Origin of the sequence: Arthrobacter sp. PAMC25284, from assembly GCF_019443425.1 — a bacterium.
Taxonomy (GTDB): domain Bacteria; phylum Actinomycetota; class Actinomycetes; order Actinomycetales; family Micrococcaceae; genus Arthrobacter; species Arthrobacter oryzae_A.
Map to the genome: position 1 here is coordinate 2,961,100 of NZ_CP080382.1, position 24,603 is coordinate 2,985,702.

At 64.0% G+C, this 24,603-nt stretch carries 21 protein-coding genes and 1 pseudogene; 11 read left to right on the top strand and 11 right to left on the bottom strand.

Annotated features, from left to right (window positions below; all coding sequences use genetic code 11):
- The first annotated feature begins 132 nt into the window (after window positions 1–132).
- Window positions 133–1,308 carry a cytochrome P450 gene (locus KY499_RS13675; RefSeq protein ID WP_308813049.1) on the top strand — a complete coding sequence of 392 codons (1,176 nt, stop codon included), beginning with the start codon at window positions 133–135 and terminating at the stop codon, window positions 1,306–1,308.
- Window positions 1,309–1,571: 263 nt separating this feature from the next.
- Here KY499_RS13675 and KY499_RS13680 read toward each other — a convergent pair whose 3' ends face one another.
- On the bottom strand, window positions 1,572–2,663 hold the full coding sequence (locus tag KY499_RS13680; RefSeq protein WP_219885605.1) for a type I restriction endonuclease: 1,092 nt from the start codon (window positions 2,661–2,663) through the stop codon (window positions 1,572–1,574).
- A 304-nt stretch (window positions 2,664–2,967) separates the two neighbouring features.
- Between KY499_RS13680 and KY499_RS13685 the strand changes: the two genes are divergently transcribed.
- The gene (locus tag KY499_RS13685; RefSeq protein ID WP_219885606.1) at window positions 2,968–4,656 is read left to right on the top strand and encodes a long-chain-fatty-acid--CoA ligase; all 1,689 of its coding nucleotides are present in this window, start codon (window positions 2,968–2,970) and stop codon (window positions 4,654–4,656) included.
- A gap of 306 nt (window positions 4,657–4,962) precedes the next feature.
- Here KY499_RS13685 and KY499_RS13690 read toward each other — a convergent pair whose 3' ends face one another.
- From KY499_RS13690 to KY499_RS13710, 5 genes are all read right to left on the bottom strand, one after another.
- Window positions 4,963–5,991 (bottom strand): Gfo/Idh/MocA family protein, encoded by a 1,029-nt coding sequence (locus KY499_RS13690; protein ID WP_219885607.1) that lies wholly within the window; start codon window positions 5,989–5,991, stop codon window positions 4,963–4,965.
- Window positions 5,988–6,992 carry a Gfo/Idh/MocA family oxidoreductase gene (locus tag KY499_RS13695; RefSeq protein WP_123256566.1) on the bottom strand — a complete coding sequence of 335 codons (1,005 nt, stop codon included), beginning with the start codon at window positions 6,990–6,992 and terminating at the stop codon, window positions 5,988–5,990. Before KY499_RS13695 ends, KY499_RS13690 begins: the two co-directional genes overlap by 4 nt.
- A 101-nt stretch (window positions 6,993–7,093) precedes the next feature.
- Window positions 7,094–7,993, bottom strand: a complete 900-nt coding sequence (locus KY499_RS13700) for an ATP-binding cassette domain-containing protein (RefSeq protein WP_123254026.1) — start codon at window positions 7,991–7,993, stop codon at window positions 7,094–7,096.
- A 15-nt stretch (window positions 7,994–8,008) separates the two neighbouring features.
- Entirely contained in the window at window positions 8,009–9,073 is a 1,065-nt protein-coding gene (locus KY499_RS13705) for an ABC transporter permease (protein ID WP_219885608.1), read from the bottom strand.
- A 69-nt stretch (window positions 9,074–9,142) separates the two neighbouring features.
- The gene (locus tag KY499_RS13710; RefSeq protein WP_219885609.1) at window positions 9,143–10,144 is read right to left on the bottom strand and encodes a substrate-binding domain-containing protein; all 1,002 of its coding nucleotides are present in this window, start codon (window positions 10,142–10,144) and stop codon (window positions 9,143–9,145) included.
- Between the two features lie 302 nt (window positions 10,145–10,446).
- On the opposite strand from KY499_RS13710, the gene KY499_RS13715 reads away from it, so the two are divergent.
- From KY499_RS13715 to KY499_RS13755, 9 genes and pseudogenes are all read left to right on the top strand, one after another.
- Window positions 10,447–11,448, top strand: coding sequence for a LacI family DNA-binding transcriptional regulator (locus KY499_RS13715; protein ID WP_219885610.1), 1,002 nt, complete (start codon window positions 10,447–10,449; stop codon window positions 11,446–11,448).
- Window positions 11,449–11,612: 164 nt separating this feature from the next.
- Entirely contained in the window at window positions 11,613–12,524 is a 912-nt protein-coding gene (locus KY499_RS13720) for a TIM barrel protein (protein ID WP_183164519.1), read from the top strand.
- The gene (iolC, locus tag KY499_RS13725; protein ID WP_123255499.1) at window positions 12,521–13,468 is read left to right on the top strand and encodes a 5-dehydro-2-deoxygluconokinase; all 948 of its coding nucleotides are present in this window, start codon (window positions 12,521–12,523) and stop codon (window positions 13,466–13,468) included. Before KY499_RS13720 ends, iolC begins: the two co-directional genes overlap by 4 nt.
- A 2-nt stretch (window positions 13,469–13,470) precedes the next feature.
- Window positions 13,471–14,373 carry a deoxyribose-phosphate aldolase gene (locus tag KY499_RS13730; protein ID WP_258190785.1) on the top strand — a complete coding sequence of 301 codons (903 nt, stop codon included), beginning with the start codon at window positions 13,471–13,473 and terminating at the stop codon, window positions 14,371–14,373.
- Entirely contained in the window at window positions 14,370–15,251 is an 882-nt protein-coding gene (gene iolB, locus KY499_RS13735) for a 5-deoxy-glucuronate isomerase (protein ID WP_219885611.1), read from the top strand. Before KY499_RS13730 ends, iolB begins: the two co-directional genes overlap by 4 nt.
- Complete coding sequence (locus tag KY499_RS13740) at window positions 15,248–16,438, top strand: Gfo/Idh/MocA family protein (RefSeq protein ID WP_219885612.1); 1,191 nt, start codon at window positions 15,248–15,250, stop codon at window positions 16,436–16,438. The genes iolB and KY499_RS13740 overlap by 4 nt, the downstream gene beginning before the upstream one ends.
- Window positions 16,438–18,288, top strand: a complete 1,851-nt coding sequence (iolD, locus tag KY499_RS13745) for a 3D-(3,5/4)-trihydroxycyclohexane-1,2-dione acylhydrolase (decyclizing) (protein ID WP_219885613.1) — start codon at window positions 16,438–16,440, stop codon at window positions 18,286–18,288. Before KY499_RS13740 ends, iolD begins: the two co-directional genes overlap by 1 nt.
- 173 nt (window positions 18,289–18,461) lie before the next feature.
- A pseudogene (locus KY499_RS13750) lies at window positions 18,462–18,795 on the top strand (ArsR/SmtB family transcription factor).
- Between the two features lie 13 nt (window positions 18,796–18,808).
- Window positions 18,809–19,306 carry an SRPBCC domain-containing protein gene (locus KY499_RS13755; protein WP_219885614.1) on the top strand — a complete coding sequence of 166 codons (498 nt, stop codon included), beginning with the start codon at window positions 18,809–18,811 and terminating at the stop codon, window positions 19,304–19,306.
- A gap of 87 nt (window positions 19,307–19,393) precedes the next feature.
- Here the strand turns inward: KY499_RS13755 and KY499_RS13760 are convergent, their stop codons facing one another.
- From KY499_RS13760 to KY499_RS13775, 5 genes are all read right to left on the bottom strand, one after another.
- Window positions 19,394–20,419, bottom strand: a complete 1,026-nt coding sequence (locus KY499_RS13760) for an ATP-dependent 6-phosphofructokinase (protein ID WP_123256574.1) — start codon at window positions 20,417–20,419, stop codon at window positions 19,394–19,396.
- Window positions 20,420–20,539: 120 nt separating this feature from the next.
- Window positions 20,540–21,997, bottom strand: coding sequence for a glyceraldehyde-3-phosphate dehydrogenase (locus KY499_RS13765; RefSeq protein ID WP_258190786.1), 1,458 nt, complete (start codon window positions 21,995–21,997; stop codon window positions 20,540–20,542).
- Window positions 21,998–22,157: 160 nt separating this feature from the next.
- On the bottom strand, window positions 22,158–22,781 hold the full coding sequence (gene hxlA / locus KY499_RS13770; RefSeq protein WP_219885616.1) for a 3-hexulose-6-phosphate synthase: 624 nt from the start codon (window positions 22,779–22,781) through the stop codon (window positions 22,158–22,160).
- A gap of 847 nt (window positions 22,782–23,628) precedes the next feature.
- Window positions 23,629–23,754 carry a hypothetical protein gene (locus tag KY499_RS18330; protein ID WP_258190787.1) on the bottom strand — a complete coding sequence of 42 codons (126 nt, stop codon included), beginning with the start codon at window positions 23,752–23,754 and terminating at the stop codon, window positions 23,629–23,631.
- An 86-nt stretch (window positions 23,755–23,840) separates the two neighbouring features.
- Entirely contained in the window at window positions 23,841–24,497 is a 657-nt protein-coding gene (locus KY499_RS13775) for a DUF5134 domain-containing protein (RefSeq protein ID WP_219885617.1), read from the bottom strand.
- Between the last annotated feature and the right edge of the window lie 106 nt (window positions 24,498–24,603).

Sequence of the window (24,603 nt, forward strand, 5' to 3'; positions counted from 1 at the left end):
AGTGAGAACAGGACTTATCCTATGGTCCCTCCTGCCGGTACTTTAGGGCCACTATCCGGCTGCAGCGCAGCGAAACGACCGACGCTATCGAGGCCTGCCATGTCAGTAAGCACCCCACCGCAAACCGTTCCCGTGTTGTCGGACGATCCGTACACGGACGAAAACCTCATCAACCCGTATCCCCTGTTCGAGCGGATGAGGGCCGCCGGCCCTGCGGTTTGGCTGGAGAAATACGGTGTCTTGGCCTTTGCCGGCTTCGCTGAGTGCAAGGAGATTCTTGAGGACTACAGCACCTTCATCTCCGGTGCAGGCGTCGGCCCCAAAAACCTCCATCACGAACCGGGGTGGCGCGCACGGGGCATCCTGGAATCGGACCCGCCGGTTCATGGCGCCATGCGGGCCGCTATGGCCGGGGTTATTTCCCCGAGAGGAGTCCGGTCCCTGCGGGCACAGTTTGAGGTCTTCGCTGACGAGCTCGTTGACCAGATCATCGGCCGTGGATCCTTTGACGGCGTCAAGGACCTTGCTGAGCTGTTTCCCATCCGCGTCTTTGGAGACGCGGTCGGCATCCCCCGCGAAGGCCGTGAGGCCAATCTGCTGCCCCACGGCGCCATGAATTTCAGCTCCTTCGGACCGGATGACCAACGCTCCCGCGAGTTCTTCGTCAAGGGAGAGCCGACCCATCAATGGGTTATGGACAATTGCGCCCGCGAGAACCTGTCCCTGGACGGTATGGGAGCCGAGATCTGGGCGTACGCGGACCGCGGCGAAATAAGCGCCGAGCAAGCCGCACTACTGGTCCGGGCCATGCTGTCCGCCGGCCTGGACACCACCGTCTTCTCCATCGGCAACACGCTTCAGGCCCTGGCTGCCCATCCTGAGCAGTGGGCCCGGCTCCATGCCAATCCACGGCTGGTCAAGTTCGCCATCGACGAGGCCCTCCGCTATGAGTCGCCGTTCCAGTCCTTTTTCCGGACCGTCGCGACCGACACCGTGTTTCGCGGCATCCCATTGCCGGCCGAATCGAAAATCCTGCTGTTTATGGGTTCGGCCAACCGGGACACCGGGCAGTGGGGGCCGACTGCCGATGAGTTCCTGATCGACCGGAACGCCGGCGGCCATCTTGCTTTCGGGATGGGCATTCACCAGTGTGTGGGGCAGCCTATTTCCCGCCTTGAGATGGACGTCCTGTTCACAGCGATGGCGAGGCGCATCAGCACCATAGAACTAACGGGGGACCCCGTGCCGTACCTGCACAACACCCTCCGCGGCTGGAACTCCATTCCCCTGAAAATCACGGCGTCGTAGATCGACCGGATGCCCAAGCACCTCACATCCAGTGCTCGGGCGTCCCGATTCGCCCGCTCAAGGATCGCCTTGGACAAGGCCGCCGTCCTAAAGCATTTTCCGGCCACGTCGGAATCGACCACGGCGTGTCCGCCAACCGTTTGTACGCCGTCCCCGACTCCAAACGATCGGCGCTTGGCCGGAGCCGCGTCTCGCTCACCGCCCGGCCCTGGCAATGTGCTGAATGCTGGACCGGCCCTGGAACCCAAGCCCGATAGTGGGACTTATAGGTAGCTCTTGACGCTGGCGCGTAGTGCCTCAGTGTGCTCGTAGATCTCCTCCAAAGAGTTGATGGGCACGCGGGTTTCTTCTTTATTGTCGTCAAACACTCCCAAGTACTTCTGGGTCCGGTTGAAGTGCAGGCGGGCAATCGGCTTGCGGTTGTTGTCGTCGAGCAAGACCGCAAAGTATGACTTGGCATCTCTTTGGGCCACGCGTGGGGGCTTCACCTCGCTGCACACGATGGCCCTGACGATCTGATAGCCCTCGATTTCCTCCAAAGTCGTTACTATGCCGTCTGCGTTTGCGAGATCCGCGTCGACGATGGGCTCGCTGGTGATTGCTGCTGCAGCTTCCACGTCGTAGTTTTGCGGGAAGCTCGGCGCTCCCAGCGCCTTTTTGAGGCGCTCATTGACCTGATCATTCAGGAACTGTTTCGATGCTTTGGCGACGAGTGCGGTGAACTGTTCACGGACCTTCTGGGTGTATGCGCCTGAATAGACACGTCCGGTCAGGAACTTGACCCACTCATCCTCGGGTTCTTTGAATTGAGCCGCCAGAGTCCGCTTCAGTTCCCCGATGTACTTCAATTCACCGGCCGCACTGATGATCGAGTCCAAGTCGAATACGTCTTTCGACAGCTTCTGAAGCTCTGGGATGAGCGACTCGTCAATGTCATTCAGGTCGAGTACAAGGAAGGGCTTCGCGTCCATCCTGTTGGGCGCATCCAAGTCGGTGAAAAATTGGTACACCTCGCCGTTGGTCAAAATCGCTATTCTGGCGTTGGTCACCGAGAAATACCGGAAGAGCTGCGAAGCATGTTCGATCTTGACAGGTTCGGTCGACTTCTTGCATTCCATAAGAATTTGAATCACGCCGTCCTTGACGATGGCGTAGTCGACCTTCTCACCCTTCTTGAGGCCTACATCCGCCACGAATTCTGGAACGACCTCCAAGGGGTTGAAGACGTCGTACCCAAGAATGGTCGAAATAAAAGGCATAACAAATGCATTTTTGGTTGCCTCTTCGGTTTCGATCGCACCCCGCTGCTGGCGCACTTTAGCCGCGAGTGCCGCGAGTTTTTCTGCAAATTCCATTCGTTCCCCCTGAAAATTGATCGTGCAAACAACCATAGCCTTGTCCAATGACAACGAGAGTAGAGCGGTGAAGTGTTTCCCTGAGAGCGTTGGTGCAGTCCACGTATCCGAATGCTTGGATCAGCGCGCGCTCGAAACACGGCCAGAACGCGCCGGCGCCCTTGGACGCAACAGCACCGAGGGGCGGCCTTCAGTACGCCGTGGTCCAAACGAACCTCGTCATCGTTGCGGGTGGCCGGCGCTGGGATCCTTCTCCGATCCCCGCAAGTCGCGCCGGAAGATACCTTCGCGAAATGATGTCCCCATGGAGAGCACTGACGTACAGCCCTGGGTCAAGAACTATCAGCCGGGCGTCCCAGCCGAGATCGACCTGCCCACGGAATCGCTCGTGGACATGCTGGAACGGTCCGTGGCCGAGGCACGGGACGCGCCCGCCCTGGAGTTCTTTGGCCGACGCACCAGCTACGCCGGCCTTGGCGAGCAGGTGGACCGCGCGGCCGAAGGCCTGCGGAAACTCGGAGTCCGGGCCGGGGACCGGGTGGCCCTGATCCTGCCGAACTGCCCGCAGCACGTCGTCGCCTTCTACGCGGTGCTGCGTCTGGGCGCCGTCGTCGTCGAACACAACCCGCTGTACACCTCCCGCGAACTCCGGCACCAGTTCGAGGACCACCAGGCCCGCGTCGTGATCGCCTGGGACAAGGCGGCCGCCGCCGTGAAGGACTTCCCCGCCGACGTCGAGATCGACCACGTCGTCTCCGTCAACCTCCTTGAGGCGTTCCCCGCCGTCAAGCGCCTGGCCCTGCAGTTGCCGGTGAAGAAACTGCGTGCCACCCGCGATTCCTTGACCGCCCGCGCGCCCGGCACCATGACGTGGAAGGAACTCCTGGGCCCGGCCCGGATCGACCCCGCCCACCCGCGCCCGCAGGTTACCGACCTCGCCGCGATCCAGTACACCTCCGGCACCACCGGGAGGCCCAAGGGTGCCATGCTCACCCACTTCAACCTCTACGCCAATGCCCTCCAGGGCGAGGCATGGATGGCCGGGGCCGAGTACCGCAAAGAAATTTTCTACGCGATCCTGCCGATGTTCCACGCTTTCGGATTGACCCTCTACCTCACCTACGGCATCCGCAAACAAGGCCTGCTGGTGCTGTTCCCCAAGTTCGAGCCGGACCTGATCCTGGCCGCGATGAAGAAATCCCCGGCTACCGTCTACTGCGCGGTCCCGCCGATCTACGAACGCACCGCTATCGCCGCCCGGGAGAAGGGCATCTCGCTCCGCTCCGCCAAGTACTGCATTTCGGGGGCCATGAACCTGCCACCGTATGTGGTGGAGCTGTGGGAATCAGTCTCCGGCGGCCTGCTCGTGGAGGGCTACGGCATGACCGAGTCCTCCCCGGTGGCGTTGGGTAACCCGTTCCACCCCACCCGGCGCAGCGGGACCATCGGCGTGCCGTTCCCCTCCACCCTCATGAAGGTGGTGAAACTGGACGACCCGGACACAGAGGTGTCCCAGGGCGAACCGGGGGAGCTGCTCATCAAAGGTCCGCAGGTATTCCAGGGCTACTGGAACAACCCTGAGGAAACCGCGAGAACCCTCACCGGGGACGGCTGGCTGCGCACCGGCGACGTCGTCACGGTCGACGCCGACGGCTTCACCACCGTGGTGGACCGGGCCAAGGAACTCATCGTCACCGGCGGCTTCAACGTCTCACCCACGGAGGTCGAGGCCGTGCTGCGCCTGCACCCGGACGTCCGCGGCGCCGCCGTGATCGGCAAACCGCTCGAGCGCGGCGGGGAACTCGTGGCCGCGGCCGTCGAACTTGAACCCGGCACCGCCCTGGACGAGGAGGCCCTGCGGAACTACTGCCGGGAACACCTTGCCGGGTACAAAGTCCCGAAGCGGATCGTGCCAATCCAGGACATGCCGCGCTCCATGCTCGGCAAGATCCTCCGCAAGCAGGTCCGCGAGCAGATCCTGCCGGAGCTATGAACGAAAGCGGCGGCCCGGGGGAGTGCCGCCGCGCAGGCCGATCCCGTAGGCGATGGCCGGTTCAAGCAGCCGTTCGATCTGACACTTCGTGTTTCCATCCGCCCCGGCGACGGGAAAGGCACGCACTTGTTCGCCGTCGCCGGTCAGCGGGCCCTCAGGATCCGGCAGGGACGCGCTGTGTTCGAAGCTCAGCAGCAGGCCCCCGGCGCGGGGAAACAGGGCACAGAGGAAAAAACGACGGTACTAGTGCCCCGTCGCCGCCGGAATCCTGAGCGGCACCGAATCATCCTCCGTTGCGGGCGGCCCTCATTCGCCCGGGTACACGATGCCCAGCTGGCGGCGGATTTCATCCGCCACGTCCATGGTGGTGATTGATTCCGACAGCGGGCGTTCCGGGACCCCGCGGTCGCCGGCGTGGATGCTCCGGGCCACGGCCGCAGCCTGGAAGTGCAGGCCGTCCACATGCGCGCCCGTCGGCTCGTCATAGCGCAGGACTGTTCCGTCGGGATAATTGACTGCGAAGCCGCCGGGACGGTTGAACATCCCGTCGAAATTCAATGTCGCCTTCCGGCCCACGAGGCTGGCAGCGGTGGGGGTGAAGTTGTGCAGTTGGGTGTTGACGATGGCCTGCGCGCCGCCGGCAAAAGACATGATGGCGGAGATCTGGCCGTTGACTCCGGTGGTATGGTCCGTTCCGATTGCCTTCACCTGGCTGGGTTCGCCGAGCATCGAGGTGATGAGTGCGAGCGGGTATGTGCCCAGATCCAGCAGCGGGCCTCCCGCCAGCGCCGGGTCAAAGATGCGGTTGCTCGGATCATAGAATTCACCGTATTCGGTAATAACAGTCGTCAGTTCGCCCAACGTGCCCGATTCGAGGACCTGGCGGGCCACGTCGAACTTGGGCAGGAAGAAACTCCACAGAGCCTCGGTCGCCATCAGCCCGGCTGCCGCTGCCCGGTCCCGGATATCGCGGGCCTCGGCGGCGTTCAGGGCGATCGGCTTCTCAATGAGGACATGTTTTCCGGCGGCCAGCGCCAGGACGGCGGCGGCGTGGTGGAAGTTGTGCGGCGTCGCCACGTAAACGACGTCGACGTCGTCCGCGGCTGCCAGTTCCTCGTAGCTTCCGTAGGCTGAAGCGATGCCGTGCTGTGCGGCGAAGGCCTCCGAACGCTCAAGCGACCGGGACCCCACCGCCGCGACGACCTGCCGGGTGTGGGCCTGCAGGGCTTTGGTGAAGAGATCGGCAATCCAGCCGGGGCCCATAATTCCCCAGCGAAGGACTGGAGCATCCATGGGATCGGGGACCCGGGAAGCGGGCATTGCCTGAAGCATCATGAGTAGTCCACCCCGGTAAAAGCGTTCCGGCTGTCGGCGGACGCGGTAATGAGGGCCTTCGCAACCTGGGCTGCCCGAAGTCCGTCGCGGGCGGTGGCCAGCGGTGATGCTGTCTTGTCCTGCAGGGAACGGATCCAGGCCTGGAGTTGAATCCGGTACGCGTCAGCGAAGCGCGGGCGCCAGTCTTCCGGGTAGGCCGTCGACTGCCGGAGGGACTCATTGGTGCTCAGCAGGGCAGGTTCCGCGAGGCTGGCGGTGCCGCGCTCGGACACTACCTCACACCGGGTGCTGTAGCCGTACTGGGCGTTGAGGAACAGTTCCAGTGTGGTCAGGACGCCATCAGCCGTTCGCAGCAGCATCAACGCAGGGTCCTGAAATCCTTCAGGGGCGCTCGCGGACCGCCGGCCGGCATGCCAGGCCACTTCCACGATGGGTGATCCCAACAGCCACGGGATGATGTCCAGTTCATGAATCGCCGAATTGGTGATCGCCGTCGTGGTGGTGGTGTTGGGGCCCGAGGCGACATTCCGGCTCACGCAGTGCACCATAAGCGGCGTCCCGGCGTCGCCGGACCCGGTATGACGGAGCAGTGCCTGATACCCGGGGTCGAAGCGCCGCATGAATCCCAAAGACAGCAGCGACCTGCCGGTGGCAGCCACTATTTCCTCGTCGGCGGCCACGATCTGGCGGCATTCATCCACCGTCGGAGCCAGGGGTTTCTCGCAGAGCACAGGTTTCGAGGCCTGCAGACACGCCAGGATGAGTTCGGCGTGGGTGGAATCGTGGGAGGCAATGACCACCGCATCCACCTCCGGGGAGTTGATCAGCGCGGAGGGGTCCGTTGTGGAACAGGCCTCAACCTGCTGTGCCGCGTCGGCTGCCCGGGCACCGTCAAGGTCTGCCACAAAGCTGACCTCTGCGCCGCTGATGGCTGTTGCCAGGTTCGTGATGTGATCCATGCCCATGATTCCAGCGCCTATAACGCCAACCCGAACGGTCATTCCTTAAATCCAATCTCTTGTCCGGCCCGTCACGGGCCGTGTTGTCGAAGCGGGCCGTGCCGCCAGCGCCGTCGCGGCGTCCCGGGGGCTACCGGCCGGGGTCAGTGACGGCTCGTGGTCCGTAGCTCGCCCTCGACGTCGTGGAGGGTGTCTTCGTGGCCGCCCATTTGTTCGAGTTCGTGGGCGAGTTCGGCGAGTTCGGCGCCGCCGGCCATTTGGGCGGTGAGTTCGTCGATGGTGATGTCTTTTTTGTCGTAGTAGCCGATGGATTTGCCGCGTTTGAGGAGCAGGAAGCGGTCGCCGACGGGGAAGGCGTGGTGGGGGTTGTGGGTGATGAAGATCACGCCCAGGCCCCGGTCGCGGGCCTGGAGGATGTAGCGGAGGACGACGCCGGACTGCTTCACGCCCAGGGCCGCGGTGGGTTCGTCGAGGATGAGGACTTTCGCGCCGAAGTACACGGCGCGGGCGATCGCGACGCATTGGCGTTCGCCGCCGGAGAGCTGGCCGATGGGTTGTTCAACATCGCGCAGGTCGATGCCCATTTCGGCGAGTTCGTGTTTGGTGATGTCCTTCATTTTCTGGACGTCCATGCTCTTGAACGGCCCGAACCCGGACGTCAGTTCCGAGCCGAGGAAGAAGTTCCGCCAGACCGGCATGAGCGGGACCACGGCGAGGTCCTGGTAGACGGTCGCGATCCCGGCGTCCAGGGCCTCCCGGGGGGAGGTGAACGTCCGGTCCTGGCCCATGATGGTCAGGGTCCCTTCGGTGTGCTGGTGGAGGCCGGCGATGATTTTGATCAGGGTGGATTTGCCGGCGCCGTTGTCTCCCAGGACGCAGGTGACGCGGCCGTTGTCCACGGCCATGGTCACGTCCGTCAGGGCCACGATGTTCCCGTAGTGCTTCCCGACGCCTTCAAGGGAGAGCAGGTGCACGGGGGTGTCGGATAGCGGGTCGGTTTCGCCGGCCAGGAGCGTGTCCTGGTTGATTTCTTTGGCATTCATGGTCTCGGGGCTCCCTTACTTCAGTTCCGCGCGGCGTTTGACGATGAGGTTCACGATGGTGGCCAGCAGCAGCATCAGGCCCAGGAAGAACTTGAACCAGTCCGGGTTCCATTGGGCGTAGACGATGCCTTTGTTGGCCATGCCGAAGATGAACGCCCCGATCGCGCCGCCGATCGCGGAGCCGTAGCCGCCGGTCAGGAGGCAGCCGCCGATGACCGCGGCGATGATGTAGAGGAATTCGTTGCCGATTCCTTCCCCGGACTGGACGGAGTCGAACGCGAAGAGGTTGTGCATGCCCAGGATCCAGCCGCAGAACCCGACGCCCATGAAGAGCCCGATTTTGGTTTTGTCGACCGGGACGCCGACGGCGCGGGCGGCGTTCGCGTCCCCGCCGACGGCGAAGATCCAGTTCCCGACCCGGGTCCGGAGCAGGATCCAGGACGCGACCGCGACCAGGGCTATCCAGATGAACACGGTGATTTTTACGTCCACGTCCCCGATCGGGACGGAGGAGGCGAAGACCGCCTTGGCGGAGGCGAAGCCGTCCATGGTCGAGATCGACGGGGAGGAGACCGAGCCGCCGATCAGCCGGGTCAGGCCCAGGTTCAGGCCGGTCAGCATCAAGAACGAGGCCAGCGTCACGATGAAGGACGGGAGCTTGGTTTTGATCAGGATCAGGCCGTTGATCAGCCCGATCGCCAGGGACGCGGCCAGAGCCAGGGCCACCCCGACCCAGACGTTGGTGGTGAAGTACCAGCTGAACAGCGACGCTGTCAGGGCCGAGCTGATCACCGCGACGCCGGTGGAGAGATCGAATTCCCCGCCGATCATCAACAGCGAAACCCCGACGGCCATGATCCCGATCGTGGAGCTGCCGTAGAGCACGGTCGCGAACGCATTGGGCTGGATAAACGTCTGGGAGACCGAGGCGAAGAACACGAACAGCACGATCGCCCCGACGAGGGCGCCGACTTCCGGGCGGCCAAGGAGCTTCTGTAACGGGTTTCGTTTGCCGACACGCTCATCAGCGACCGCGGAAGGAATCTTCGGCGGCGGGGACTTGGAAAGGGTCTGGGTCATGGTGCTTCTCCTACATCGGGACCGGTTCCGGGGCCCTCACGGGCCCCGGAACCGGTCGCAAAGGAATCCTTAGCGGATGCCTTCGGCGGCGAACTTCAGGACATCAGCGGCGTTCGACTGGTCAATGATGGCCGGACCGGTCAACACCGGCTGGCCGCCGCCGATCGTGAACCCGCCGCGCACGTTCTGCCAGATCGCATCAATCGCCCCGTAACCCTGCAGCCACGGCTGCTGATCGACGGTGAAGAGGACCTTGTTATCAACAATGGCCTGGTTCAATTCACCGTTCAGGTCAAAGGAAACCACCTTGATCGTGTCTTTCATGTTCAACGACTCCACAGCCTTGACCATCGTCAGGGTAAACGGCGCCCCCAGACCGATGACCGCGTCAACCCCGGCCGTGCTCTGCAGCTTCGCGGTCACGGTGGAGGACACCTGGGTCATGTCCGTCCCGGTGACATACAGGATCTCAGAGCCGGGGACCTTGGACTTCACACCGGCGCAGCGGGCCTCCAGCGAAACGTTTCCCTGCTCATGGATGACACAAATCGGATGCGCCACCCCGTCAGCGGCCAGCCGGGTACCGACCGCCGCGCCCGCCACATTCTCATCCGAGCCGAAGTGCGTAAACGCCCCCAACTGGGCCGAGACCGATTCGCCCGCGTTCAAAGTCACCACCGGAATCCCGGCGTCCGTGGCCTTCTTCAAGGCATCCTTCAGCGCATCCGGCTTCGCCAGAGTCACCGCGATCCCGTCGACCTTCTGATTGATGGCCTGCTCAATCAACTGCGCCTGGCGCCCGCCCTCCGGATCCGAGGTATAAAGCAACTCCACATTGTCCTTCGCCGCAGCCTCCTCCGCCCCCCGCCGGACAATATCCCAGAACGTATCCCCCGGCCCCGCATGGGTAACCATCGCCACCTTGATCTTCGGCGTGGACACAGCCTGGCCCGCCGCACCGCCGCCGCCCGCCTCCGGGGCCTTGCCGCCAGTACTCGAACAGGCACCCAAAGCCAGCATCGGAACCACCGAGGCCACCAGGGCCGCCTTACGCCACGAAATTTTCTTCATCGTAAATTTCTCCTTGAATTGTGGAAAGCAGCCGGGCTTGGGCCGAAAATCGGCGGTTCGAGCTCCCCTCACAGCGGAAGGGACCCTGCGCCGTCGGCCCTCAGGCCGGGTTTACCGGTGAAAGCCCTGGAACGGACAAGCAAAGCGGTAGCGTGAATAACTGCTGAACTGCTGACTGTTTGTACCGTTCCAAATCGAGATGAGCGTACATTGATTGCAGTGCACCGTCAATGGTTGACGGGCTGGACCTGAAGGGGTTACGAATGGCGGGCAAGCGGCCGGGACGAGCGACAATCGTGGACGTGGCATTACAAGCGGGCGTCTCCAAATCGCTCGTCTCCTTGGTCCTGAACGACTCACCGCTAGTCCGTCCGGATAAGCGCGAGGCCGTTCTTACGGCCATCGAAGCCCTCGATTACCGGCCCAATACGGCGGCGCGGGCACTGGTCCAGGTCCGCACGCGTGCTGTCGGCGTCATTCTTGATGACCTTCGGAACCCCTGGTTCCTCGAATCACTGCGCGGCGTCAACGAGGTCCTGGCCGAAAACGGTCTTCACATGCTGCTGGGGGAGCAGCGCCTGGGGAAAGCCGGCGGGCAGTCGATTGTCAGTACGTTCCTGGACCGGAACGTGGACGGGCTGATCCTGGCCGGCAGCATGCCCCAGACCGCCGATCTGGAAGATGCCGCCCGGAAGGTGCCCACCGTGGTCCTGAGCAGCAGGAACTTCTCACTTCCGGGAGTCGACGTGGTTGCCAACGACGATGAGGCCGGTGGGCGGATGGCGGTCGAACACCTGATAGCCCTCGGCCACCGCAGGATCGCCCATGTGGCGGGCGACAGTGGTCGCGTGGCCAGGCTCAGGGAAGAGGGCTACCGGTCCACCATGCGCGCCCACGGCCTCCGGCCCGCCGTCACGCGCAGCGGCAATACGGAGGAGCAGGGTCATGCCTCGGGGATGCGGCTCCTCCGGCAGGCGGACCGGCCCACGGCAGTCTTCGCCGTCAATGATCTTGCAGCCGTCGGCGTGCTGGACGCGGCGTTTGAGCTGGGCCTCTCGATTCCAGGCCAGCTGTCCGTCGTCGGCTATGACAACAGCTTTCTGGCCGGGATCGGCCATATCAACCTGACGTCCGTGGATGCTGCCGGGTTCGGGACGGGTGTCGCTGCCGGGGAGGCGCTGGTCCGCCGTATCGCCTCCCCGGAGGCGCCCGGCACCGAAACGCTGCTGGCCCCTGAACTTGTGGTTCGACGCAGCAGCGCCGCGCCGGAGGACCCCGAGCCTGCCGGCGCATCAGCGCGCTGACCCGAACGGACGCAACAGGCCGGCGGGTCAGGGTGTTCGCGCGCCCGACCATGGGCCAGCCGCCGAGAATCCGGCATTTACGGTAAATGCTTGCGCCGCGCAGATCTGTATGTCATCGTTGTCGCATTACTTGGAACGATCCAAACACAATGAGGTGGAACAGATTGAGTGATTTTCTCGCACGCGTCGCATCGGCGCCGATTTCCTGGGGGATCTGCGAGGTGCCGGGCTGGGGCGCCATGCTGCCTACTCGCCGCGTCCTGCAGGAAATGTCGGATCTCGGATTCACCGCCACGGAACTTGGCGCACCGGGCTTTCTTCCGCAGGAGCCGGACGCGGTCAAGGCCCTGCTGGCCGAATACGGAATGACACTGACCGGCGGATTCACGCCGATCGAACCGCACGAGCCCTCCCGGCGGGATGCCACCTTGGCCTACGCCCGCACTACGGCGCGGTTGCTGGCGGACTCGGGCGCCAAGCTGTTCATCACGGCCGCGATCATGGACCCGGACTGGTCCGTGCCGCGCACCCTGAACGCCGGCGAGCACCGTCACTTGGTGGAGACGCTTGCCCTGGTGGATGAGATTTGTGCCGAACACGGCCTCGTGCAGGTCCTGCACCCGCATGTTCAGACGCTCGTTGAAACCGCGGACGACGTGAACCGGATCCTTGACACGTGCGACGTCAACTGGTGCCTGGATACGGGACACCTGGCCATCGGCGGCATTGACCCGGTCCAGTTCGCCAAGGACGCCGTCGAGCGCGTGGGACATGTCCACCTCAAGGACGTCCGGCTGGACATGGTCCCGGCCGTGCTGAAGCGCGAAGTCCCGCTGAAGGCAGCCACCCAGGCTGGCCTGTTCACCCGGTTGGGACAGGGCGACGTCGATATTGCCGGCGTCATCCAGGCGCTGGAAGCGGCGAACTACCGCGGCTCATATGTCATCGAGCAGGACACCGCGATCGCCGGGGGTGTTCCGGCCGAGGGGCAGGGCCCGGGCCAAGAGGTGCGTTCTTCGCTGACCTACCTCCAGGACGTTGTCGCCCCCACGCTCGGGCAGCGGGTCATCGCATGAGCATCCCGGAGGTCATCTGCGTCGGACGCATCAGCGTTGACCTGTACGGGGTCGAAATGAACGTCGGCTTTGACGGGCAGCAGTCATTCACCAAGTCCGTGGGCGGGAGCCCGACCAACGTGGCCGTCGCCGCGGCCAGGCTGGGGCGGCGGGCAGCCATCGTCACGAAAGTCGGCGGCGACGGATTCGGCACCTTTGTCCGGAACCGGCTGTCGGAATGGGGTGTCACCGTCGATTACGTGGGAATCGACCCGCAGGGCCTGACGCCCCTGGCCCTGACGGCCCTCGCCCCGGCCGAAACACCGCAGGTGGCGTTTTACCGCGGCAACCCGGCGCCGGACACTACCTTGGTCGCTGCCGACCTGGATCCGGAAACTGTGCGGAACTGCGGGGTTCTGTGGATCAGCCACGGCGCACTGGCGCAGGGGACAACGGCGTCGGCAGCTTTGACCTGGCTGGAGCAGCGCGGCCGGGCCGGTCACACCATCCTGGATCTGGACTACCGCCCCGCTCTCTGGCCCGATCTGGAGACTTCCCGGCGGATGAGCCTGAAGGCCATCGATCTGTCCACCGTGGTGATCGGCAACCTGGACGAGTGCGAGATGGCACTCGGCACCAGAGACCCTGAGACGGCGGCCGCCGCGCTCCTGAACGCCGGCGTCGAACTTGCCGTGATCAAGCTCGGCGGCGACGGCGTGTACCTGGCGGCGGGCAGCGAGCGGTGGAACATCGCCCCGATTCCGGTCGCCGTGGTGTCCGGACTCGGTGCCGGCGATGCCTTCGGCGGCGCACTGTCGCACGGGCTGCTCAGCGGATGGACCCCGGAGAGGATCGGGCATTTCGCCAACGCCGCCGGCGCCCTGGTTGCCAGCCGGCTGGCATGCGCCGAAGCCATGCCGACCCTCGAGGAGCTCGAATCAATGTTCATGACCAAGGAGAAGTAACCGTGCTGACGCACCTCGACGAAACCAGCTACAGGGCCCTCATCGAGGCCCGAATCTTCGAACCGAAATCATTGCAGACCGCTCTGATTAACCGGTCCCGGCGCAGCCTCGCCGGGAAAGACGGCCGGCTCCTGATCCTGGCCGCGGACCACACGGCACGCGGAAAGCTCGCGGCCAGCGGTGACCCGCTCGCCATCGCCGACCGCTACACGATGCTGGACCGGATCGTACGGGCCCTGGCCAATCCCGACGTCGACGGTGTCCTCGCCAGCGCGGATATCCTCGAGGAACTGGCCTGGCTCGGCGTGCTCGAAGGCCGGCTGGCCATCGGCACCATGAACCGCGGCGGAGTCATCGGCACACAGTGGGAGCTCGATGACCGCATGTCAGCCTACGACGCCGACCACGTCGCCGCGTACGGCCTCGACGGCGGAAAGATGCTGCTCCGGATCGAAGACACCGACCCGGGGGTGGCCCGCACGATTGAGACCGTCGCCGCCGCCATCACCCAACTGGCTGACCGCGGCATCATGAGCCTGCTCGAGCCGCTGCCGTACCTCCTCAACGACGCCGGCCTCGCCGTCCTCGACCCGTCGGACGAACGGCTCATCAAGGTCGTCGCCATTGCCTCCGGCCTGGGCTCGTCCTCGGCACACACCTGGCTCAAGCTCCCCACAACGGACCGGATGGCGGAAGTCGCGGGCGCGACGTCGATGCCCGTTCTGATGCTCGGCGGGGACCCCGGTAAAGACACTGCACAAACATTCGCACGATGGGAGAACGCCATGAAAGAACCAAACGTCAGGGGACTGGTGGCCGGAAGGGCCCTGCTCTACCCGCACGCCGGGACCGTTGAGACAGCAGTCCGGCAGGCGTCGGACCTCGTCCACGGGACGAACCGATGAGCTGGCACTGGCCCGCAGTTGCCGGCAACGATGCGACCGTCACCCCGGAAGAAGCAGGCTGGGCCTACAGCGGCCTGGACGTCAGGACGCTGCAGGAAGGCGTGACCCTGGAGTTCGACCTGACCCAGGACGAAGCCGTTATTGTGCCGCTGTCCGCCCGCAACATCGACATCACCGTCGACGGCGAGCCCTATCGGCTGGAAGGACGCGACGGCGTATTCGCCGCGGTCTCCGACTGGCTGTACGCTCCGGTCGGATCGAAACTGACCATCAGTGGAGCCTCCGGCGAGGTCGCCGTCTGTACTGCGCGTGCGACAGAGCGCTTCCCGGTGGCCTATGTGCGCGCCGAAGACGTCGCCGTCGAAGTCCGCGGCGCCGGCCGGGCGACCCGGCAGGTTGTCAACATCGCAACCCCGGGGTCCTTCGAGGCCGCCCACCGCATCAACGTGTGCGAGGTGATTACGCCCGGCGGCAACTGGTCCTCCTGGCCGCCTCACCGACATGACGGACTGGACGGCTGCAAGGTCAACAACGAGGAGATTTACTACTTCCGGATTGGCCGCGGCGACTCCCCGCACGGCGCGCCGGAAGGGCAGGGGCTGTTCCACGTCTATTCCGTCGATGGTTCTGTCGACGAGACCGTGACGCTCCACGACGGGGACGTCTACCTTGTTCCGCACGGCTACCACGGCCCGTCCGTCGCCCCGCCGGAATACCCGATGTACTTCCTGAACGTCCTTGCCGGGCCGAACGAAGACCGGACCATGGCATTTTGCGATGACTCCACGCACCATTGGATCCGCGAAGCGTGGGAGAGCCAGGAACCCGACCCCCGCCTGCCCCTGACCTCAGCACACGGAAGAGTGATCAACGCATGACTAATCGACGAAGCATTGGAATCGCGGTACTTGGGCTGGGATGGATGGGACAGGCGCACAGCCGGTCCGCACTCCGGATTCCTTCGCTCTTCCCGAACCGCTCCTTTGAGCCACGGCTCGTTGTCTGCGCTGACACGGCGCCGGCCCTGCGGGAACGCGCCGTCAACGACTTCGGCTTTGAACGTGCCGTGGAGGACTGGAACGAGGCAATTAACGATCCCGACGTCGACGCCGTCTGGGTGACCGCCCCCAACATGCTGCACCTGCCCATGATCGAAGCCGCCTGCGCGGCAGGAAAGGCCGTCTTCAGCGAAAAACCGATCGGCGGCAAGCCTGAACAGGCTGTGCAGGCCTTCCGGGCCGCTGAGGCCGCCGGTGTGCGCACCGGCGTCGGGTACAACTATGTGTGGAGCCCCCTCGTGCTCCACGCCCGGGACCTGATTGCTTCCGGTGAGCTGGGCGAGATCACCCACTACCGGGGCCGGTTCCTGACGATGTACGGCAGCGACGAACTGGGACTGCTGACCTGGCGGTTCAAACTCGCCGAGGCCGGGTACGGCGTCACGAGCGATATCCTCAGCCACTCGGTGTCGATGGCACAGTTCCTGGTGGGCGGCATCGAGGAAGTTGTGGGGATGCAGAACACCACCATCACCCGGCGCCCGCTGCCGTCCGGAACCGCGAGCCACTACGGCCGCGGTTCGGCGGAGGACCCGACGGGCGAGGTCGAGAATGAGGACTTTGCCTCGATGCTGTGCCGCTTCTCCAACGGCGCTACCGGCACTTTTGAGAGCAGCCGGACGATCGTGGGTCCTGAGTCCGAGAACGCCTTTGAGGTCTACGGCACCAAGGGTTCGCTGAAGTGGAACCACGAGCGCATCAACGAGCTGGAAGTTTACAAGCTCGGCGCCGGCGATGACACCGGATACACCACGGTGCGGGGCGGGGACAGGTTCCCGTTCCACGGCGCGTTCGTTCCCGGGCAGGCCAACTCCATCGGCTTCGAGGACCTCGTGGCGATCGAGGACTTCAACTTCATGGAGAGCCTCGCTACGGGGGCGCCCTTCTCGCCGAGCTTCCGGGAAGCAGTCGACGTCGTCAGCGTCCAGCAGGCGCTTATCGACTCATGGAAATCACGCTCATGGCAGACCGTCATGGACCTGGCCGAGAACGAAGGAGCATCCTGATGGGCGGCGATACCGTACGCATCACAACGTCGGAGGCAATCGTCCGGTACCTGATCGCGCAGCGGACCGTCGTGGACGGGCAAGAAGTCCCGCTGTTCCCCGGTGTGCTGGCGATCTTCGGTCACGGCAACGTCACCAGCCTCGGCCACGCGCTGGAAACCCACCGCGACGAGATCCCGGTGTGGCGGGGCCAGAACGAACAAGGCATGGGCCTGGCGGCGGCGGGATTCGCGAAAGCCATGCGCCGCCGGCAGGTCATGGTGTGCTCCTCCTCGATCGGACCCGGTGCCACCAACTTCATCACTGCAGCCGGAGTCGCCATGGCCAACCGGCTGCCGGTGCTCTTCATCTCCGGCGACACCTTCAACACCAGGCTCCAGGACCCGGTCATCCAGCAGGTGGAGCACTTCGGAGCGCCATCGACCACGGTCAACGACGGATTCCGGCCGGTCGTGCGCTATTGGGACCGGATCACCCACCCGGCGCAGCTGCTGTCCACGCTGCCGCAGATGGTGGGCACGCTCCTGGACCCTGCGGACTGCGGACCGGTCTTCCTTGGCCTGCCCCAGGACGTCGCGGCTGAAGCCTACGACTACCCGGTGGAGTTCTTTACCACCCATGTGCACAGGATCTCCCGCCCGAGGCCCGATTTCGGCCAGATCGAGCTGGCTGCCGAGGCCATCCGGAACGCCAAACGGCCCGTGATCATCTCCGGCGGAGGAGTCCACTATTCCCTCGCGGAAGCCGAGCTCGGGGAAGTCGCCGATGCCCTGGGCATTCCGGTGGTGGAGACGGTGGCCGGCAAATCGGCGTTGCTGCCGGACCATCCCTGTTATGCAGGCCCGGTCGGCGTGGCCGGTACCGCAGCCACCAATGCCGTGGTCCGCGATGCGGATCTCATCATCGCGGTGGGGACCAGGCTCGAGGACTTCACCACCGGTTCCTGGACGGCGTTCGCCTCGGATGCCAGGATCGTTGCGCTTAACGCCGCGAGGTTCGACGCGCTGAAACACCGTGCGCTGCCGGTCATTGGCGACGCCCGTGAATCGCTGCTCAGTCTCCAGAAAGCCCTGCAGGGGTGGACTGCGGCGAGCGACTGGACGGCGCGGGCTTCCGAAGCACGCGCCGGGGTGGAGGCATTTGTTGCCGGCCGCACCGCGCCGGACGGCCACTGGCCGCCAAGCTACGCCCAACTCATCTCCGAAGTGCACGGAAGCGCCACCGCCGAGGACTACATCCTCACCGCCGCGGGCGGCTTGCCGGGCGAAGTGAACGTCAACTGGGCGAGCAAGGGCATCGCCTCGGTGGACACCGAGTACGGATTCTCCTGCATGGGCTACGAAATCGCAGGAGCCTGGGGCGCGGCATTTGCCCGTACCTCCGGGCAGGTTTACTCGATGGTCGGCGACGGCTCGTTCCTGATGCTGAACTCGGACATCTACTCGTCCGTTCTCTCCGGCAAAAAGTTCATCCTGGTGGTCTGCGACAACGAGGGTTACGCCGTGATCGAACGCCTGCAGGTGGGCCAGGGCGGCGCGTCCTACAACAACATGCTCAGCGATGCGCGCGGCCCCGGGTCATCCGTCCGGGTGGACTTCCATGCCCACGCCCAGGCCCTGGGGGCACTGACGTTCACGGTCGAAGACATGGACGAGTTCCGTGACGCCCTGACGGCGGCACGGGCGGCCGACCGGACCACGGTGATCGTCACCAAGGTCCGGGCCAGCGACTGGACCCTCGGCGGGGCCTTCTGGGAGGTCGGCGTACCGACCACCAGCGACCGTCCCGAGGTCACCGCCGCCCGGGCAGCCATGGATGAAGGCCTGGTCAACCAGCGCCGCGGCGTCTGACGGGTTCAGGAAACGAAAGGGTTCAGGCCGGGCATTTGCCCGGCCTGAACCCTTTCCGCGTTGCCCGCCGGACACCTGTTGCGGTGCTGACGTAGCGGTTGGCCGGACGGGCGGCCGGCCAATCTTAAATAAGCCCTTGACTCCGATTCGCAGCCAAACTATTCTACAACCAAATGGTTGTAGATCGGATGGGTGACGCTGCGTTGGACCGCCTGTTTCAGGCGTTCGCTGATGCCACCCGCCGCGACATCGTCGCCCGAGTCACGGACCGGGAATACTCGGTCTCGGGATTGGCGGCGCTATACGCCATGAGCTTCGCCGCAGTGCAGAAGCACGTTGCGGTGCTGGAACGCGCTTCCCTCATCACCAAGGAGAAACGCGGCAGGGAGCAGATCGTGCGGGCCCACCATGAGGGACTGGGCCGGGCCCCGGCAACTGCTGGACGAGTACGAGGTGATCTGGCGGCATCGGGCCGCCCGGATTGCCGACATTCTGGCTGAAGACTAGGAAGGATGTAACGATGGCGGTTGTAAGCACAGTCAATGATCTGGAGGCCCTGACGCTGACACTGGTCGCTGAGTTCGACGCCGGTGTTGAACGTGTCTGGCAGGCCTGGGAGGACCCTCGGCAGCTGGAACGCTGGTGGGGTCCGCCCACCTGGCCGGCGACGTTTGAACGGCACGAGTTCGTACCCGGCGGGGGAGCGAGCTATTACATGACAGGGCCGGAGGGACAGAAGAGCCACGGCTGGTGGCGGTTCACCAAAATTGAGGCACCGCACCACCTTGAATTCGACGACGGGTTCGCGGACGAAAACGGGGCCCCGGACTCGGCGATGGGCATGACGCACGGTGCCGTCACCCTTGAGACGGTCGGCGACCGCACCCGCATGACGATGGTCTCCACGTTCGAAACCCAGGAGCAACTCGTGCAACTGCTGGAGATGGGTATGGACGAGGGGCTCAAGGGCGCGGTAGGCCAGATTGACTTGATTATTGCCAAGTCCGTCAACGCCTGACGGTCTTGGCGGGGCCGGCGCGTCCCGGACTCATCCCGGGCTTTCGGGCCTGTTGCGCTAACTACCAGCCGAGGACGGGCAGGAAGTTCAGCCGAACAGGACCGCAGCTTCGTCGTAGCGCTTCTGCGGAACGGTCTTCAGCCGGCCCAGGGCCTCCTGGAAGCCAACGTGTTCGATATCCGTCCCCTTGAGGGCCACCATGGTGCCCCAGAAGCCTTCCACCACTGAGTCGATGGCCGCCATGCCCAGGCGGGTGGCCAGGGTTCGGTCGAAGGCTGAAGGCACACCGCCGCGCTGGATGTGGCCCAGAATGGTGGCACGGGTTTCGATGCCGGTGCGGGCTTCCAACTCCGGGGCCAGCCGGTCCGCGATCCCACCGAGCCGGGGCCGGCCAAAGGTATCCAGCCCGCGCTCGGAGTGCGGGGATTCCATGTGCTCCGGAACAAACCCTTCGGCAACCACTACCAGCGGTGCGCGCCCGCGGGCGTAGGCTTCCTTCACCCACTGGGCGGTCTGTTCGATGCTGACCTTCTGCTCCGGGATCAGAATGGCGTGCGCGCCCGCTGCCATGCCCGCGTGCAGGGCGATCCAGCCCACGTGGCGGCCCATCACCTCGACGATCATGCACCGGTGGTGCGATTCGCCGGTAGTGCGCAGCCGGTCAATCGCTTCCGTGGCGATCTGCACGGCGGTGTCGAAACCGAAGGTGTAGTCCGTGGCGTCAAGGTCGTTGTCCACAGTCTTCGGGACACCCACAATCTTCAACCCGGCGTCGGTCAGGCGCTTGGCCGCAGCCAAGGTTCCCTCACCGCCGATGGCGATGATCGCGTCGATGCCCAACCGGTTCATGTGCGCCTTGATGACCTCGGGTCCACCGCCGTTTTCAAAGGGGTTGGTGCGCGAGGTGCCCAGGATGGTGCCGCCCTGCTTGGCGATACCACGGACCATGGTGCGGGGAATATCGATGATGTCGCCCTCAACCACACCGCGCCAGCCGTCAAGGAAACCCACGAATTCGTGACCGTGGATGGCAATGCCCTTCAATACCGCTCCGCGGATAACAGCGTTCAATCCGGGGCAGTCGCCACCGCTGGTGAGAATTCCAATTTTCATGTTCGGCTCAAATCAATAGGAGAGGGTGTACTGGCAGAGCGCCACGCTGAGTGGAACGTCTTCTGCCTCTTCATTCGTTGATTCGTTGCACCCTGTTAGATAAGTGGTGGACGATGGACGCTAGACCGAGCCCAGGGCGACAAGCACCGACATGGCCTCCTCGACGACATTCATCGCGGGGAAGGACGGCCGGTTCACGCCCGCCATCTCCTCCATGACGCGGACCACCTGGCAGCTGTAGCCGAACTCGTTGTCGTACCAGACGTAGAGGATCAGGTTCTTGTCATTGGAAATGGTCGCGAGGCCGTCAACGATGCCGGTACGGCGGGAGCCGACGAAGTCTGTCGAAACCACCTCGGGCGAATCTATGTAGTCGATCTGCTTTCGCAGGTCCGAGTGCAGCGACATTTCGCGCAGGAAGTTGTTAACCTCATCCTTGGTGGTGCCGTTTTCCAGGCTCAGGTTCAGGATGGCGAGGGAAACGTCGGGGGTGGGGACGCGGATGGAGCTTCCGGTCAGTTTGCCCAGCAGTTCGGGCAAGGCCTTCGTGACAGCTTTGGCGGCACCGGTTTCGGTGATGACCATGTTCAGGGCGGCGGAGCGGCCGCGGCGGTCACCCTTGTGGAAGTTGTCGATCAGGTTCTGGTCGTTGGTGAAGGAATGAACAGTCTCCACGTGGCCGTGGACCACGCCGTACTTGTCGTTGATGGCCTTCAGGACCGGGGTGATGGCGTTGGTGGTGCAGGACGCCGCGGTGACGATCTTGTCCGACTTGAGGATGCTGTCATGGTTGATACCGTGGACGATATTTTTCAGGTCGCCATTGCCCGGTGCGGTCAGCAGTACCCGTGCAACACCCTTGCTTTGCAGGTGCTGGGACAGGCCGTCGGCATCGCGCCAGCGGCCAGTGTTGTCAACAACGAGTGCGTCGTGGATACCGTAGGCGGTGTAGTCGATGGTGGCGGGGTTGTCCGAGTAGATGACCTGGATCTGGACGCCGTTTGCCGTGATGATGTTGGCGGCCTCGTTGATCCGGATGGTGCCTTCGAACGGGCCGTGGACGGAGTCGCGCCGGAGCAGGCTGGCGCGCTTGGTCAGGTCGTTGTCCGAGCCGCGGCGGACCACGATCGCACGCAGCCGCAGGCCGTGGCCGCCGCCGGCCTTTTCGATCAGGAGGCGGGCCAGGAGCCGGCCGATGCGGCCGAAACCGTAAAGTACGACGTCGGTACTCGTCTGGTGGCCCCCGCCGCGCTTGCCGACGACGTCGGCGAGTTCAGCGCGAAGGAATTCCTCAAGCGTGGCGCCGCCGCCCTCTGCCTTGAACTTCTCGTTCAGGCGGGCAACATCGATCGCGGCCGGGCCGAGCTCCAGCTGCGCCAAGGTCTGCAGGAGCGGGGCAGTCTCCTCCAGGAGCAATTCGTCCTTACTGATCCGCCGCGCAAAGCGGTGTGCCTTGAGGATATTCATGGTGGACTTGTTGATCAGGCTGCGCCCATGGATGCTGGTCACCACGTTGTTTTCGCGGTAAAGCCGGCCGATCACCGGAATCATGGCCTCGGCGAGAGCCTCCCGGCCCATCCACGTATTAAAACTAGAATCTGAGGTTAGCATCGGGCTGCCTTTCCAAAAAGGGTCGAGTCTGTTTGAGCTTCAGCCCCTGAGATACTCCAGGGGGCTGCGACGGAGGTGGCGTCCCGTGCTCTTGCAAGAGCATGGGACGCCACCGTCAATCGGAGGGTTAGCTGATGGCTGCGCGGAGTTCCTTGGCTGCCAGAGCCGGGTCGGCTGCGCCGTAGATGGCGCCGCCGGCGACGGCGACATCGGCGCCGGCCTGCTGGACGGCTTTGATGGTGGCGAGCTTCACGCCGCCGGCGACGGAGAACGGAACGCGGGCCTCTTCACCGGCGCGGAGCAGCCCGTTCAGGTCAAAACCGGGCTGGGCCTGCTCGTCCAGGCCAGCGTGCATCTCAACGAACTTCGCACCCAGGGCGCGGGCTTCCTTGGCGCGGGAGACCTTGTCCGCCACACCGATAAGGTCAACGACGATGCCCTTGTTGTGCGCCTGGGCTGCCTTGACCGCACCGGCGATAGTGGAATCGTCAGCGGTGCCGAGCACGGTGACCAGGTCAGCGCCGGCCTTGAAAGCGATGTCGGCTTCAAGCTCGCCGGCATCCATGGTCTTCATATCAGCGAAGACAATCTTGCCCGGGTGTGCTGCCTTGACGGCGGTGACGGCGGAGAGACCGGCGGCCTTGATCAGGGGGGTGCCGAGCTCAATGATGTCAACGTACTCGGCGACCTTGGCGGCCAGTTCGAGAGCGTCTTCGACCGTGAGGACGTCCATGGCTACTTGGAGTTTCATGATGTTGCTTCTTTCTGTAGGAACTGCAGCTGGTGTGAAAAGTCGAGGCCTCGGCTATTCGAGGTTGGCAGGAGCCGTGATCGGTCTTCTGGGCGGCGATTCGGTCGCGACGGTCAAAGTCACTACTCCTCCTCCCGGGGGCCTAGCATCCATCGTCCTATCATTTGCGGGTGGGGGTAACGCTGATTCGGGATGGCTTAAACAACCCCTTTGGGTAGGTCCTTGAGTCAGTAACTGTGGCATGACTGACGGGAGAGGCGGCCTGCTCAGGAGACGTATACGCGACGGCGGAAGAACTGCTCCCACATCGATGGAACTCGTCTCATACCTGCCATTCGATGCCGCGACGGAACAGTCGTCGGTTTGCGTTTTCATTTGTTCGGCTAAACGGCGTCGTCGGCCTTCTCCTGCTCGGACGAAGAATCGAGCCATTTGGCGAGCGATCAGTTCGCAGCGCTGCTCGGCAGAAGCCGGGGCTCACGTACCTTGTGATGAAAGACGGAGTCAGCGATCTCAGCGGTGCGCAGCAGGACGACGATCGGACGAATCCTAACCAGGAGCTGCCACAACGCGGCCACAACCTGCCACAGGATCCATGGGTGGCCAATACAGCCAGGACGTGCCGGCCGGCATTACCCGGGGATGCGTGCCAGCGTCCGCATGTGTGCTTCCAACACGGCAGGATCAGCCGGGAGACAACTCAGACCTGAAGACCCAGTGTGGTACGAAAGCATGCCAGATGCCAACGGACGGCATAATGCCCCTCATCCCCAGGCCAACCACCCGACTGGTTGGAACCGGGGCCTCCCGCGTTGCGAAACGGAAGGCCCCGGAGTGCGCTGCGAGCTCAATCGGTCTCAGGTCCGGTGCAGTAGAAGCACTCCCCGGCCTCGAGGCTTGAGTCGCAAATCTTTTCTATGAGGGTGGATCCCCCGGCGTTGGTTCGGGCCACACTCAGGGTTGGGGTTTTCATGACGGCCACTTTCTTCCCTGGGGGCGAACCAGTCGCCAGCTTAAATTCCGTGTTTGTCGAACGCAGCATCATAAGGTGGACACCTGCTATGACATGGTGGCAAACATCACGGCCATAGCGGCAGCGCCAACGGCTTCGAGCCCGTGTTCGGCGCGGACGGAGAGTCTTGGAGCGGCTGCGCCGCCGAGAGTGGTTTGCGTAGCCCGGGAACGCAGCAGAAGGATCATAAAGATCGCCGCCGCAGCTCCAAATAATACTGTCAGCAGGATCGCGAGGCCGGGTAAGCGGTCAAATGTTGCTGCAGCCGTGACTTGGTCTGCCGCTGCCATCGTATGGTGGGCGTGCGCCATCGACATTCCGCCTGCCGGAACGATTTCTTGGCCGGCGGTAGCCATTTGACCCATCATTACGAGCATGAGAGCAGCGCCGGCCATGGTGAGGCTGTGGTAAACGCATTTTAGACGGCTCTGGTTACCGGCGCAGAGTCTCTTGAATTCCGGCCGGGCGACCGCCTGAATGACAAACCACAGCGTGGCGCCGGCGAGGACTGCGATCTGAGCCAGCAGGGTCGAGGGCGCGAGGTTCCACACCATCGCCGCCATCAGGACATTCATGAGGGCATGGAGGCTTTTGTTAATCCGGTCCGTGAGCTGGTGAGACCTTGTCGCCTGCAGGAAGTGATAACTTCCGCTCAGGAGCAGGACGACCGTGAGCGTCCAGGTAATGCCGGGGTTGTCGAACACACGGATCACGCTCTCACTTCTGGCTTTGGGTTGGATATGGGTGCGGTCCCCGATGCTGCTGACGGCAGCATCGGGGACCGCCTGGTTAGGGCTGGTTGTTTTTCAG